5 protein-coding genes are annotated in these 15,670 nt (G+C 55.1%); all 5 read right to left on the minus strand.

Annotation, left to right across the window (positions count from 1 at the left end; genetic code table 11):
* Positions 1-214: 214 nt before the first annotated feature.
* The 5 genes from HUW35_RS17200 to HUW35_RS17220 all read right to left on the minus strand — a co-directional run bounded on the left by HUW35_RS17200 (position 215) and on the right by HUW35_RS17220 (position 15,513).
* Positions 215-7,852, minus strand: coding sequence for a putative Ig domain-containing protein (locus tag HUW35_RS17200; protein WP_181253450.1), 7,638 nt, complete (start codon positions 7,850-7,852; stop codon positions 215-217).
* A gap of 72 nt (positions 7,853-7,924) precedes the next feature.
* Complete coding sequence (locus HUW35_RS17205) at positions 7,925-8,587, minus strand: transposase (RefSeq protein WP_219932614.1); 663 nt, start codon at positions 8,585-8,587, stop codon at positions 7,925-7,927.
* A gap of 364 nt (positions 8,588-8,951) precedes the next feature.
* A complete protein-coding gene (locus HUW35_RS17210) occupies positions 8,952-9,464 on the minus strand; it encodes a hypothetical protein (protein WP_181253452.1) in 513 nt (170 codons plus the stop codon).
* Complete coding sequence (locus HUW35_RS17215) at positions 9,445-13,821, minus strand: RHS repeat-associated core domain-containing protein (protein WP_181253453.1); 4,377 nt, start codon at positions 13,819-13,821, stop codon at positions 9,445-9,447. Before HUW35_RS17215 ends, HUW35_RS17210 begins: the two co-directional genes overlap by 20 nt.
* Positions 13,822-13,899: 78 nt before the next feature.
* Positions 13,900-15,513: a putative Ig domain-containing protein gene (locus HUW35_RS17220; protein ID WP_181253454.1), complete on the minus strand. Its 1,614-nt coding sequence runs from the start codon at positions 15,511-15,513 to the stop codon at positions 13,900-13,902.
* Between the last annotated feature and the right edge of the window lie 157 nt (positions 15,514-15,670).

The following is a 15,670-nucleotide window of genomic DNA, read 5'->3' on the forward strand; positions in this document are numbered from 1 at the left end:
TGACAAACAAACCCAGAGCTGCAAGAACTTCCGATAAACGCCTCGAAAAACTACCCACCACAATCCCTTTTTTAATACAGGCACACTCGAAACTGTACAATCAGCGTCGATCGTGCTCACTTTAAATTCGTAATTTTTCCGATATAAACTTTGCAATGCGAATCACAGCAAGGTCAGGAGCGCCCCACCAGAAGCACTCCTACTGAACAATACCCTACTGCCATGCAAGCTGAATTGCCTCAGCGACCTGAGCCTGCTGCTCTGCATCAAGATTGATCACACCCGCCACTGGAATGCCGATAGACATCAGGGTATTGGCAAGAGCATCTATCTTATCGAATGGCAGAAGCGCACCAGATTCGGTTGAAATCGCTTCAATTCGATTATCGAGCGATTGCCAGTTAACGATTTTTATTGTCTCTGGCCCGGCGAGAAGATAGATATCAAGGTGAGAACCATTTCTAACGATCCAGACATCCTCAGGCGTGATGGCGCCCTCGAGGTATAGGGTGTCGCCCTCACTTGATCCGGAGTCGCGGATAGAATCGGCACCGTCTCCACGGGCAAAGATATAGATATCCGCACCGGCATTTCCGTACAACGTATCAGTGCCTTCACCACCGCGAATGGTGTCGTCGCCAGGAGACCCTAATACCGTATCATTGCCTTTAGCCGCATCAATTTCGGCGATACCCAGGAGCTCTGTGGTAGAGAAGTCCAAGGTGTTGTTCCCCGTCGTGCCTTGAATAATGTCCTGACCACCATTGCCATTGATTCTCTCGACGGTACTGGCACCTGCGTAGGCGGCCAACCGAATGAGATCACTACCAGTGGTGCCAAGCACTTCATCTATACCGTCACCACCTGCATAGCGATCGTACCCGGTATCTCCCGCTGTAATCAGGAATATATCGTCGCCTCCCTCACCATAGAGATTGTCGCTCCCCAGACCGCCCTCGATTGTGTCGCTTACCCCAGTTCCGTAAACGGTATCGTTACCAGACTGGGTAGCAATCAGGGAGATATTTACCAACGAGGTGTTACGGAAATCGAAGGTATTGTTTGCGCTGCTGCCCACAATACGGTTGCTTCCGTCTTTACCATCAATGACTTCAACGGTCGCATTACCGGAGAAAGCACTGAGCCGGAAATCATCGTCTCCATCAGTACCCTGCAGGGTGTCATTACCCTCTCCACCTTCATAGCGGTCGTAACTCGTGTCTCCGGCGGTGTGAATAAAGATATCGTCGCCAGCATTGCCATACAGTTGATCGCTACCTGTACCGCCAACAATCACATCATTACCCGATGTACCTTTTACGGTGTCATTCCCTGCGCCGGCATCTATCTCGGATATATTCAGAATTTCGGCACTGGAGAAGTCCAGTGTGTTATTGGCACTGTTGGACAGGATTCGGTTTACACCCAACTTCCCGTCGATGCGTTCAACGGTCGCTGCGCCGCTAAATGCACTGAACAGCATGTCATCATCACCGTCTGTACCCAGCAGTTGGTCAAAACCTTCACCTCCGCTATAGCGATCACTTCCGGTATCGCCCTCTGTAAACAGGAACGTATCGTCCCCGCTACCGCCGTCTAGATAGTCACTACCTAGCCCGCCAATAATGGTGTCAGCTGCACTGCTACCGTAAACGGTGTCATTGCCCGCACCAGCATCGATAGAGCTGATACCGATCAACTGAGTGCTGGAGAAATCCAGCGTGTTATTGGCCGAGGTCGCGAGAATGATGTCGGTTCCACCATTACCATCCACGATCTCAACGGATGCCTCTCCGGCAAATGCGCTGAAGCGGAATATGTCGTCGCCGGGTGTTCCCCGCAAGGAATCGATGCCAGTGCCGCCACGGTAGCTATCGAAACCGGTATCGCCTTCGGTAAGAAGGAACAGATCATCCCCTGCTTCGCCGTATACGTTGTCACTACCTACTCCGCCCTCGATGACATCCGCCAGGTCAGTGCCGTAGATGGTGTCATTGCCAGCAGCAGCATCAATCAGCGCAATACTTACCAGCTCTGTGCCGCGGAAATCCAGGGTGTTATTGGCACTGTTTGCCCGGAGGGTATTACTCCCCGCACCGCCATCAATTCTCTCAACTCGCGCATTGCCGCTGAACGCAGAGAGCCTCAGTACATCGTCATCTGCCGTAGCCAGTAAGGTGTCAAACCCATCGCCACCTTCGTAGCGGTCATATCCGGAATCACCAGCAGTGGCTACGAACACATCGTCCCCATCATTGCCGTAGAGCTTGTCGGACCCAATACCACCAATAATTCTGTCAGCGCCATCTGTACCGTAAACCGTATCGTTACCAGCCCCCATATCAATCTCAGCGATATTGAGCAGTTGAGTCTCACTGAAATCAAAGGTGTTATTAGCTGTCGACGCAACTATTCGATTGGTGCCAGAACCGCCATCAATAATTTCTACGCGACCATTGCCGCTAAAGACACTGAGACGAATTTCATCATCGCCATCGGTACCGAGCAGGCGATCGATGCCCTCGCCGCCTTGATAATGGTCGAAGCCAGTATCGCCCTCTGTTACGTGGAAGGTATCTGCCCCGCCATTACCATAAATCAGGTCCGAACCCTCTCCACCAATAATGATGTCAGCGGATTCAGAGCCTTTAACGGTATCATTCCCTTTACCGGCATCAATGGAGTCGATGGACACAAGCTGGGTTTCTGAGAAATCCAGGGTGTTGTTAGCACTGTTCGCCAGGATTCGGTTCATGCCGCCGCCACCATCGATCACTTCCACGCGTGCATTACCACTGAACACACTCAACCGGATAGTGTCGTCGGCAGTCGTACCCAAAATCCAGTCGTCACCTGCACCGCCATCGTACCGCTCAAATCCTGTGTCTCCCGGAGTGAGCAGGAATCGATCATCCCCACCCTCACCATAGAGCTTGTCGCTACCCATACCGCCGATAATGGTGTCCGCAGTACTGGAGCCGTAGATCGTATCGTTGCCTGCCGCACCATCAATACGTGAAATATTGATCAGGCTGATGTCACGAAAATCCAGCGTGTTATTGGCGCTATTGGCGAGGATCTGGTTAACACCGGCGCCGCCATCAATCGCCTCGACGCGGGCGTTACCGCTGAAAACACTGAAGCGGAACCAGTCATCTCCGTCACTACCGATCACCTGGTCAAAACCAGTGCCCCCCTCAACCCGGTCGTATCCCGAATCATTCCCCTCAATAATAAAGATATCGTCACCCGCATTGCCGTAAAGCTTGTCACTTCCGGTATTGCCGATGATCTTGTCATTAGAAGAGCTACCGTAAATGGTGTCGTTACCAGCGAGGCCGTCGATAAAATCAATATTGACCAGTTCGGTATTGGAGAAGTCCAGCGTGTTGTGTGCACTGGTGCCGTAGATGGCATTGAAACCCGTACTGCCGTCGATACGCTCCACTGTGGCGGCACCACTGAATACACTCAGGCGAATGGCGTCGTCACCGCCGCCACCAACAATCTGGTCAAAGCCATCACCACCCTCGATACGATCGGCATGCCCATCATTACCTTCGATAACAAAGGTATCGTTACCGGCCTCACCGTACAGCTTATCGGTACCGGCGCCGCCAATAATGACGTCGTCGCCATCGCCGCCGAAGATCGTATCGTTGCCGGACTTACCGTCGATGGTATCGGCACCTTCTGTGCCCTGCAGGGTATTGTGACCGCTATCGCCCTCGACATTGGTAAGGGAATCACCCGACTGAATGCTCCAGGCGAATTTTGCAAAATCCACCGTCTGAGAAGCCGGATGGCGGATTACCAGAGCCTCATTACCCTGCGCGCTCGCACCGGCAGCAATGTTCGCGAAGGCCTGCGTACCACCGCTGATAACACTCGCCGAATAGTTCAGGTCCGGTGAAGGCAGCAGTGTGAGTGTCGCACTGGCATCTACCAGGCCCACTCCGGTGTTATTCAAGGTCACCAGATAATGTGAATCCACGTCTGTTCCCCCGGCTACAGGCACATCCTGTTCCAGGGCGTATTGACAGATAAACAGCGTCTGTCCGGCCACTTCACTATCCGCATTGACCAACTCAATGCTATCCAGCAGGTATCCGCTATAAGCAGAGTCATCACTCTGAGCCGGCTGAAAAACCAGGTTAAACGGGCGGTTGCCATCCACTTCACAATCATCGACACCTTGCAACTGAACGGTCTGCGGAGTGTTCCAGTTGTCCGCGGTAAACTGCAGATAGTTCTCACCTAAAAGGCGGGCTTCACTGGTGTCAGATACCGACACATTCAGAGTCAGGCTGGTGCCAGCCTGCAGCGGCTGGTCCAGCACCACGTCTACCGCTGCGATTACCGTGCCCGCCTCATCGGTCAGGAGGTCGGTTGTCGGCGTCGCAGTAATGCGTTTGGTCTGTGACGGCACCACGATATTGCAGCAGCCGTCGGCCACCACCGTGCTTTCGCCATCGGTAATTTCCAGCTGCAGGCTGTAATTGCCGGGCAACAGGCCGGATGCATCCCAGAGATACTGGTCTCCGGCACCATCTGCGTCTTCGGCGATATCCTCTGCGATCAGGGTGCGTCCGCTACCTTCGTAGAGGTAGTAAATAGATACACTCGCGCTACTATCCGGGTCTGCGTCCTGCCACTGAATGAGGATTTCCGGCTCAGCCAATGTGATTTCACTGTCTGGCAGGACCAGGGAAATGGTCGGCGCATCATTAATGCCGTTTTCGTTGACCGCGAACGTATTGACGTCAGTCCAGTCGCTAACGCCACCATTGCCGTCTTCCGCACTCGCGCGCCAGTAATAATGGGTGTTGTCATCGAAGTCGAAACCCGGCGTCCACTGGGTGCCCGCCTGCAACTGGCTGGCCACCAGCAAAGTTAGTGCGGCATCGGAGTAAACCTCAAACCGGTACTGCACCGTATCGCCGTCCGGGTCAATCACGGGGTTAACTTCAAACAGTGGACGCAGCGTCTCGACCACGGCACTGTCGCCGGGGTTTTGCAGGCTGGGGGTCGGCGGCGCGGCGTTGCCAGCATTCACGCTGAAACTGGCGGTTACCCAATCGCTATCCACAGCACCGTCACTCACCTTGGCGCGCCAGTAATAGGTGGTGTCTTCCTGCAGCCCTTCCACCGTCCAAGCAGTTTCCTGCGCGGTTTCCGCAACCGGACCGGATGACAGCTTGCCAGCACTGTCGAAACTCGACAGGGTGTCCACTTCAAAGTGATAAGTGAGTGGTTGTTGCTCGGGGTCAATGCCATTGCGTACCCGCAAGGCCACACCGTTGTTCGGCAACCACCCCTGCAGGGCACCGCTTGGAGCGACGACAGTTGGCGCTACCGGTTTGTTATTCTGGGTACTGACCAGGAAGGTACCAATAGCGCTATCGGTTCGCGCGCCGTGCGCATCCTGCACCCAGGCGTTCCACACATAGGCATTGTCTTCTTGTAGCGGATTGGGGACCTGCCATTTGGTCTGGAAGTTACCACCGGGCAACAGGCCGGATACCTGGGCGATGGGGTTTTCCAGATCCGACTCGTGGAACAGGTCAAAACCATAGGAGAGCGTATCGCGGTCCAGATCCACTGCGTGGGCGACCACCAGTGTGGGGCGCAGGTCCGCGACGATGGCGTTGACCGCCGGCGCTACAATGGCCGCGGCACCGGGTGCATCGTTGGCAGTGTTGACAAAGAAGCGACTCGCCTGCCATTCCGAGGCAACCGGCACGTCTCCGCTGCCCTCTACCACCTGGGTGATGGCCCGAGCACGCCAGTAATAGAGAGTGTTATCGGCAAAGGCCTTGCCCGATAGCAGGTCTGTATTGGCCACCGTCCAGCTGGTCGTCGCCGAGCCCTCGGCCTGAGTTGATTCGGCCACCTTGTCGAGCATCGCCTCGTCCGCGTAAACCTCGAACTGGTAGGCAACGATCATTTCCGGTGCGTGTTCGCCGTTAGTAATGGTGAGGGTCGGCAGCAAACTGCTGGCGCCGTTAAGCACTTCACCGTCGTATACCGGGCTGGCAATTTGCGGTGCACCCGGAGCCACCTCCGGCACCGTGGGATCACTGCCGACTTCTTCTTCCTGGGCATCGGTACGGCCATCCTCGTCGTAGTCGCCGGTACCGTCCCGGTCCAGGTTGCCGAAGTGTTCCATCTCCCAGGCGTCACTCAGACCATCGCCATCGGTATCATCCGCCGGGTTGACCGCGATATTGACGGCACGCTGGCTCGAGAGTTCGCCGTCCGTTGCGGTAAAGCTGACAACATAATTGCCCGCCTGACCGATGGCTGGCTGCCAGCGGAAGATGCCGGTGCCATCTCCGCCGTCGTTAAAAGTGGCACCCGCAGGAAGACTGGTTGCACTGAGTTGCGGCACGGTGCCGTTGGGATCTGATGACTGCACCAGAAAGCCGACCTGGCTGCCCTCGTGGGTGCTGCGGTCCAGAATCGCCTGGATCACCGGGGCCTGGGGCACCGCGCTGGCATCCACGAAATACAGGGTGTAACTGCCGGTACTACCGAAGTCGAACACATTGAGATAGTGATTGAAGTCGACCTTGTTTTCCGCACGCTCTTTCGAGGTCCAATAATTGGCAGCATCCAGCTGTTTACCATCATCACGCACGACTTTGTGCAGCACCTTGGCTCCGCCATAAGGATCCGCCACTTTCACAAAACCGAAGCCCGCCTCCGCTGCGCCGAACAACACTCGAGTACCGCCACTCTCGCTACCCAGGCTGTAGCTGAGCGCCAAAACCTCGGCGCAGCTTTTGCACAGCGCCAGATCGGCACCGGTATTCTGGCTTTCGTACACGTAATAATTACCGTCAGTGCCGTAGGCCAGGAAGTCTGGTACGGCGTCACGCCCGGCGAGGTCTACTTTTACATCCCGCACCAGCAGGTGGGCATTGGTGGCTTCAATCAGGGAGGTCAATTCACCGCCGAGTTCATCGGCGTGAGTAAAGCTGGCATTAAACGAGGTAAATTTACCGGAGAGCGTGGACTCCATGATCCAGCGGCCGGCTTTCATGCCATTGGGATCGATTTCACCAAAGTCGATCAGCAGGCTGGGCTGTGCGGCCTGGTTTTCGACGAAGCTTTTGGTAATGGTAAAGTCGATTGCCAGGCCCTGCTCGTTATCGACAATTCTGGGCTGGGCCGACTCGATTTTGACCTTGTTGGCGGCGCCGTAGCCGCTGTTATCGATACGGACACCCAGGGTATAGGGTTCCGGGGGTTCAATTTCAGTCGTAAACGCATCGTCACCGACGACCTCTTCGGTGAGGAAGTAATCCAGAGTCAGCAGTGGCTGGGGTTTTACCACAATGGAATCCGGGGCTACTTCCACTACCTCCTCCTTACCACCGTAGCTGTAGGAGAGTGTGGCGCCTACGAAGTACAGCTCGCCGTTATCTGTCTCACCGGCGGCGTTGGCGGTGGGGACAATCAACCAGCGGAACTCGCCCACGTTGCCGGCATTGATCACCGCATCGGTCACCTCGCCGTTATCTCCGGTCACCAGGGAATTAACGCTCTGGGTATCGTCGATACGGATAAAGAAGGCCGCATCACTGGCGGAGGTGTCCGAGGTAGCGGTCACGCTATTGCCATCGGCATCTGCGAAATTCACCGAGATGGCGATATCCTCAATGGAATAGGTATCCAGGCTATTGGTAATGCGCATGATCGCCTCAAAGCCCTGACGCTCCAGCGTCAGTTCCTGAAGAATCTCGATACGCACCTCAGCGCAGAGCGCCTCTTCCTGAGCTGTGGCGACAGCCGGCACACCCAGTGTGCAGATCCAAAACGCCGCCAGAATCCCCCAACGCTGCAACATGATTCCTATTCCTAATGGTCGTAATGCTTTCATTTAATTATTTATTCGCCCGGCTGCCGTAGCCGTCCGACGTCAATCTATTTCCATTCGCGGCCGTCCGGGCCGGCGATGCTCAACTCGGAGCCCTATCCTGCGCTCGATCTCATCGACAAACCGGCTATTACCAGTCAGTTGGTTGCGAGACCAGGCCTCACTCAAGAAAGCCAGCTCGTCCGACGACACGCAGGCTTTTACAAATTCTTTATACGCTGCCACCCGCTCTGCACCACTGCGCCCGAGTCGCTGCAGCTCTGTGTGGCTGTCGAGTACAAAATTCAAATCAGCCCCAACCCGCTCGCGATAGCTGGACCACTTGTATTGTCGTGGCCCGCGCACCATACCGGCGCGCACCGGGTTCAGCTCGATATACCGGCAACAAGCCAGAAAATACGACTCGGCCTGAACCACGCTCGCCTTGAAGCGCCCTTCCCACAGGGAACCTCGGCGACCTTCCAGCTTGTTTACATAAGCCGCCTGCCGACCGGCAACCCGCTTCATCAACAATGAAATCGATTCCGCCCGATCCCCCGGCTCCACCAGCAGGTGGACATGGTTGGTCATCAAACACCAGGCATACAACTTGATCCCCAACTTATCCTTCCACTCGAACAAGTTGTCCCGGTAATACTGATAATCTTCATCCGCAAGAAACACCGCCTCGCGATTGTGCCCACGCTGCACAACATGATGTGGCATATTCGCCACCAATATTCGCGCCTTCCTTGGCATAGCTCTTCACAATCCTTCCAGACGTCACTCCCTGCCTTGTTTATTTGGGCGTCTTAAATAGATCTGTCCCCTTTATGTTGCCACTCATCTGCAAGAAACACCGCCTCGCGATTGTGCCCACGCTGCACAACATGATGTGGCATATTCGCCACCAATATTCGCGCCTTCCTTGGCATAGCTTTTCTCAATCTTTCCAGGCGTCACTCCCTGCCTTGTTTATTTGGGCGTCTTAAATAGATCTGTCCCCTTTACCCTCTTGTCCCCTTTACCCTCTTTTAATTTGCCCCCTTTATTCCCAAGCACCACTCCCTGCCTTGCTTATTTGGGCGTATTAAACAGATCTGTCACCTTTATGAAGTACATCTAAAAATTTCTCAAAGCTTTTAGTGTCAGAATCCTCAGCAGGGGAAACTTCAGCTCGAGCCACTTCTAACCAATGAACTAACACTGATATCACTTTCGGATCAAAATCACTTATATCCAAGTCAGCAGCAGCACTTGCAATCCAATCCATACTTGACGTAGCCGAACCGACGACCCTCTCAGAATATGCGTATAAGGACATCAAAAGCAGATTTTCGTAAGAATTCATTTTGCAGCCTGCAGACTCACAATATGTAAAAAAACTCTCCAACAAAAAAGTCAGCTCTTCCTCAAGACCTTCTATATCTATCCGCCCAAAAACTAAACCATTAAACATATCAAGGCTAAACCCTTCATTCATACCAATATCAGTATGTGAATCCAAAGTATTTAACAAGCTCGATATATCTATAACGCGCCTAAAAGCGCTCATTAATTGACTTAACCCCACAGCCACCCGACTACTGAGCATCGCAATCATCCTTATTCCGACATTTCTTTGAAACTATCTTCTTACAATTTTCCAAAGGCTTTAGCGATTTTTTGTACTCTTCCTCGTGTCGTCTGCGATCCTGGTCTGCCAAGTTGTCCGGTGTCTTCTTACCTTTTGCACCATACCCCCTTCCAACGGAGTCACAGCCCGCATTGATATAGACCTTCCTTCCCTGAGAACATGCAGACCTTCCTTTAAGTTTTTTCTTCGCAGACTCACAACTGTCAGATTCACTACATCCTTTAGTACCCATACAAGCAGCTTTATATGCTTTATGAATTAAAGAACAGGTCTTTGCTAGCTTCTTCCTTGCTTTTTTTACGTTCCGATAAACTTTGTAACCAGTCACAATCACTCTTGCTGCAATAACTACAATTGGAACCCATACAATTTCACCAGTTGGATCCGCAAACTGAGCAGGAGCTGCAGAGGCATACCAATATTCGTTAAAACCTCCAGCTTGCCCCATTGGATCTCGCTCAATGTATCGCCCAATATTTGGATCATAATCCCTGAAGTAGTTCTGGTTAAAACCACTCTCCGCATCAAAATACTGACCCGGTAACCGCAAGGCGTTACCTACAGCCTCGATTAAAATCGTAATTTCACCAAAAGCCTCATACCGAGCCTCCCAAACCACAGCTCCGGACTTATCCACCATCCGCTGCGGCGTACCCAAATGATCATTCTGGTAGTAATAAACCTCCCCAGAAGCCACCCGCTGGAACAACGGCTCGGTCATCCACGGCATACCCGGCTTGAAGTGGTACTCCTTAATCAGATTCCCGCCCACATCGTATTCCGCAGCCATACCCTCTTCGTTATAAAGAAAGTAAGTTGCGCTATCGGTCTGCTTGCGAATCCGCTGGCCGTAAGGGTTGTACTGATACTGCCCCACCGTCTGGGTATTTTTATCGACGGCGATCAGGCGTTCTTCGTGGTTGTAGCGGTAATCCCAGGTAACACCACCCTGCACTTTTTGGGTCGTGTGGCCGTTGTCGTTATAAGCGAGGGACAGAACTTGTTCTGTCCCTCCATCAACTTCCTCGGTCGAGCCGGTTAGCTGGTTGTGGTTGTTGTAGGCGCTTTGGGTGGGGGACAGATTAAAATCTGTCCCCGCGGCTTCGCCGCCCATCCCCTCATCCGCGCGTCGAGCATGATCCGTGCGGTTGCCCACACCGTCATACCCAAACTGCTCATCATTCGCCGCATTCTCTAGCGGGTAATCAGCCTCGGTGAGCCGATAAAGGTCGTCATAACCAAACGCATAAGCCCCATGCTCGGTGTCGATCTTGCGGATGTTGCTTTCCAGGTCGTATTCGTACACGGCCTGGGCTTTGTCGTTGCCGGCAGAGTCTTCCAGAATCCGCTGTTTCACCCGCAGGAAGTCGTCGTAGCTGAGGGTGATCTTGTTGCCGCCGGGCAGTAACAGGGTCTGCGGGGCGAGCCAGTGGAAGTCGGTCCACGCCAGCTGCCCTTCCCCGGGCACATGCACCGCCGCCAGCTGGTTGTTCTTGTTGTAGTAGTAGGTGTAGGTAATGCCTTCCGGGTTGGTATAGGTTTTCTTCAGGCCGTTGCCGTAATAGCTGTAGCTGTAGCTCTTGGAGAAGGCGATTTCCGCGGCTTGCGCCCCTTCACCGTAATAATCCACGCGCACGGATTCGAGGCGGTTCAGCGCATCGTAGGTGTAGGTTTCCCCATGATGGACAATATCCGCAGTGGCATTGGCAGTATCCGCACCCGGCTGCTGGGTATAACCGGTGTATTGGGCCTTGGCGTTGTAGTGGTAATCCACTACTTTCACCGGCTGCGCATTGTCCTTGTGCGCAAACACTTGCAGTTGGTTCAGGCGGTTGGCGTCGTCGTAGCTGTAGCGGCGCTTTTCCTGCTGGGGGTTGATCACCTCAACCAGATTGCCATTGGCATCGTAGTTGTAGACGCGCTGTTTGTTGGTACCGATAAAGTCGTGCTTGGTCTCGGTTTTCAGGCGGTCAGCCTTGTCGTAGGTGTAGACCGTGAGGCGCCCTTCCGGGTCTTGCACCTGCAACAGGTTGTCGCGGGCGTCGTAGGTAAATTTGGTCTTCTTGGCTTCGCCATTTTCGGGGTCGACAATAGCCACCAGACGGCTGAGGTTGTCGTACTCGTACTTCTCGGTATTCTCCAGCGCATCGGTATCGCTATCGAGATTGCTGCCCAGGTCGTAGCCGTATTTGCGCAGGTACTCCAGGTTGTTGGCCTTTTGCTTGCTTTGCTCGATACGGTCGCGCTTGTCGTAACCCAGCTCTTCCGCATAGGTCGGGTACTCGATTTTTGACAGCAGGTTTTGCTGATAGGTGTACTTGGTGCGGTTCTGCTCGCCATCGACGATGGCACTCAGGCGGTTCTGGCTGTCGTATTCGAGGCCAATTGTGGAACCCTCGGCATCGGTGATAGTAGCCAGGCGATCGCCATTGTCGTAATCCAGTTTGAGCAGATTATCGGCATCGTCGGTCACCGTCAGCGGCAGGCCGGAGGCATTGTTGGTGATATGTAGGCTGCTGCCACTGGCGTCGGTGACTTTGACCAGATCGCCGGCGGCATCGTACTCATATTTGAACCCCTGGCCGTAGGGATTGAGGTCTGACAACAGATTGCCGACCGCATCGAAATCCCGCGTCCAGGTCTTCAGGCGCGCATCCAGTACGGTGTGGGCGTAGCCGTTTACGTCGTAGTCCTTGTATTCGGTCACTTCCTGCTCGGGGCTGGTGACCTTGGTAACGTTGCCGTAAGCGTCGTATTCCCAGCTGGTGGTGGACAATGCGGTGTTGCCCGCAGTGGATTCACCGGTGGTCTGGCTTTCCAGTTGGCCGTAAGCATCGTACGTGTAGCGTGTAATACGCTGGTCGGCGGTGCCGGCGGCCTCGGTCAGGTTAATCAGGTTGCCTTTTGCATCGTATTCGTACTGGGTGATGACACCGCGCTCGTCACGCTGCTTCAGCGGCAGGGTGAGTTCTGTATTCCACTCGGTGGTGGTATAGGTCCCGTCAGGGTTCTCGGTGCGGGTGATATTGCGGAAGGTGTCGTAATAGTGCTTGGTTTCCAGTCCGCGGGCATCGGTGGTAATACTGCTGATCAGGCGGATGGGCGCATCATTGGCGTTTGCGCCCAGCTGCGTGGTGCCGGTGTAACTGTACTGCTGCGCAACTTCGCGGGCGGTTTTGTTGTCGGAGTACTGGTAGTCAATGGTGTACTGCAGCTCTCCGCCAACGGTCTGCTTCACCGGCATATTCAGGATGTTGTACCAGGTTTCGGTAATAACACCGGAGCTGTCGGTACGGGTGGTTTTATAGGTTTTGGTGTCGCCGTCCACCGTGTGGCTGTAGGTCATACCTACACCGTCGGCATTGGTGTGCCCGTTGACATTGCCATCTGCATTGGTGGAATAAGTGGTTATGCGACCGTTAGGGTCGGTAACGCTGGCCAGTGTGCGCTGCTGATTGCTGCGAAACTTGTATTGATAGGTCCACGCTTCTCCTCGGACGTCAGTGACGGAAACGAGCTGGCGGTAGTTCAGTGTATCGCCGCTGTCCTCACCATATTGATAGCTCACCTGGCGGCCAGAGTAATCTTCAAGGCGTGCTAACCGGTACTGATCACTCTCGCCCGGCACCAACTCCCAGTGGTAGGTGATCACGGTATTGCCGTGGTGGTCTTCAACCGACTTTATGCGATCCTGCACGTACGTGAAACTTACCCGTACACCATTCTTATCGCTGTATTCCGATATATCTCCATCAATGTAGCGAATCACGTTACCGCTACGGTCGCGCCAGGTGTAATGCGGAGTCGCCCCTTCACCGCCAACCAGTACTTGCTTGGTTATCGTCTGGACCAGCATTGCCTGATAGGTATCGCCAAACGGTTTGAGGCAATTGTCGCTATCTACTTTGAAATGTTCTGGGCGGTAAGACATCCCATTGCGGAACAGATAGTGCTCGTAGGGAGATTTGCAGTTGCCGGTGGTTGGCGCTGCTTCGCCCTGAGATTCCCGCAGCTCGGCATAGGTCTGTATCGGGTTCCAGCGGCTGTTCCACTCCCAGCCGCTTTGCGTCCAACGACGAGTCATTCGCACCGAACCGCCGAGTACCTTGACCTGCATATCTTCCAGGTCTTCGCGGTTCTCTGAAGAGGTACCTCTGGGCGCGGCGCCGTCGCTGCTGATACCGGGTTTGGCAATGGCTAACGGTGCCATTAATAGCGCGAGTATGGATGCGGCAACTGCCCAGTGGCTGGCTACTCGCTGCGGCTTGGCCTTGCCCACGGTAGCGATCGAGGCCAGCTTGGCCATCCCGGTACAAAACTTCATTGTTGTTTTCCTGGTCTTGTTAATTCAGCGGTAGCTGTACAGCCACCGCCTGTCACAATTTTTTCTTTTCAGCAGCCCTTATTCGGGGCTGCTGTTGTCCTTGTTACAACTGCCATCCGCACACGGCGGCGGCTCACAGCGCAGCGTCTCTACCCCGCCACCGATCGGCGAGTAACCTCCGCCGTAACCACCACCACTGCCAACGCCTCCGCCGTAGTAGTAACTGCTACCACCGCCAGTACTACAGGAACCATACGAAGCCGTCGCCCAGCGCGTCGAGGTACCACCCGGTACAACCTGCCCATTCGCACACTGGCTCTGGTAACTCACCTGGTACTGGAAGCTGTAACTGCCACAGCCAGCACCGGTGGCATCACCCTCTTCACTCGGGTTGAAGTCTCTAAGCGCGGTGATCCGGTACGGGATGTACACCACATCCCCTGCTTCCAGGGTGTCCGGTACTTCGGCGAGGAACTCGAACGCGACGACGTCGTTGCCCGTGGGCAGTTTGTTGCTGACGTTGTCGGCGCGGATCAGGCCGTAGTTGGTGAGGCTCAGTTCTCCGGTAAACACGTCGCCCTTTTGCATGTCGGGCAGGGTGATGCTGAGCGGATCGAGCATCACCACGGCGACCGGAACCTGGGTTTCGAAGGTGGCTTCGAGTTTGATCTCGTAGCGGTCTTGCAGGTTGATCTCGTTCACTTGCCATTCGACGTTGATGATCTGGTTCATCAGGAACACGTCTTCGGCGACGGTGATGCCGGGTTTGACCCACAGGCGGCCGGAGACGCTTTCATGATCGAAGGCGGTAACCCGGTAGCTGTAGCGGCCGGCGGGCAGGTCTTCGAGCAGGGCTTCGCCGTTGGCGTCGCTGTTGATGGTGCGGGTTTCCGACAGGACCTGTTCGTTCTGCAGTTCGATCTTGGCACCTTGCAGGCCGGGGATGAGCTGGTTGTTTTCTCCCAGGGTGGCGGTGTAGATGTCGCTGATATGGAAGAAGGCGTCGCCCATTTCGGAGGTGACGACGGCGATGTAGACGGGCACGCTGAAGCGGTGGCCGCCGTCGCCGCTGATCTGCAGTTTGAAGCTGTAGTTGCCCTGGGCAACACCGGTGCCCGGGGCGACGCTCAGGCTGAGGTCGCGGCTGTCGCCGATGCCGAGGTCGCCGAGGCTGGTGGTGCCGTTGAGGCTGAGCCAGCCGGGGGCGGGATTGCCTTCGTCGTCGACCAGTTCGAGGCTGGCATTGCGCAGGACGTCGAAGCCGGTGTTGCTGAGGGTGAAGGTCTCTGTGGCGCTGTCACCCAGCAGTACACCGGTGTCGATGAACGACGGCTTGGCGGTGATCACCGGGCGGCTTTCCGAGAGGGTGTACTCGACAGCGATGTTTTCCAGCACCTGTTCGCTACCGTTGACGTCGGCGAGGACCTGGAAGTACAGGAAGCCGTTTTCCGGGGCGAGGTTGTCGCCACTCACGGTGAGGTTGATGACGCCTTTGACCTGGGGAGCCAGGTTGATGACGGCACCGAGATCCAGGTGGATGCCTCCGGGGATCTGTACTTGCTCGTCACCGGGGGCGGCGACGGAGACCAGGCGCACGTTGGCGAGGTCACTGCCATAACCGGCTTTGACGGTGACGGGGACGACCTGGTTGTAGTTGCGCGGTACGCGGATGTTGACCTGGGTCGGGGTCACTGCGGAGGTAAGTACGCTGAACGCGCCCTGGTTGGGTCGCGCGAGGCTGTCCGGGTGGATGACGGAGACGCGCCAGGTACCGCCTGCCCTTGCGGGTCGAAGGTGTAGCTGAAGCGGCCGTCGCTGCCGGCGATGACGGAGGCCTGGCGTTCGAAGC

The organism is Microbulbifer sp. YPW1, assembly GCF_013367775.1.
GTDB lineage: Bacteria > Pseudomonadota > Gammaproteobacteria > Pseudomonadales > Cellvibrionaceae > Microbulbifer.

Bases quoted from the DNA above. Each gene is read 5' to 3' on its own strand.
- HUW35_RS17200 (WP_181253450.1), bottom strand. From the start codon at position 7,852: ATGTTGCAGCGTTGGGGGATTCTGGCGGCGTTTTGGATCTGCACACTG.
- HUW35_RS17205 (WP_219932614.1), bottom strand. From the start codon at position 8,587: ATGCCACATCATGTTGTGCAGCGTGGGCACAATCGCGAGGCGGTGTTT.
- HUW35_RS17210 (WP_181253452.1), bottom strand. From the start codon at position 9,464: ATGATTGCGATGCTCAGTAGTCGGGTGGCTGTGGGGTTAAGTCAATTA.
- HUW35_RS17215 (WP_181253453.1), bottom strand. From the start codon at position 13,821: ATGAAGTTTTGTACCGGGATGGCCAAGCTGGCCTCGATCGCTACCGTG.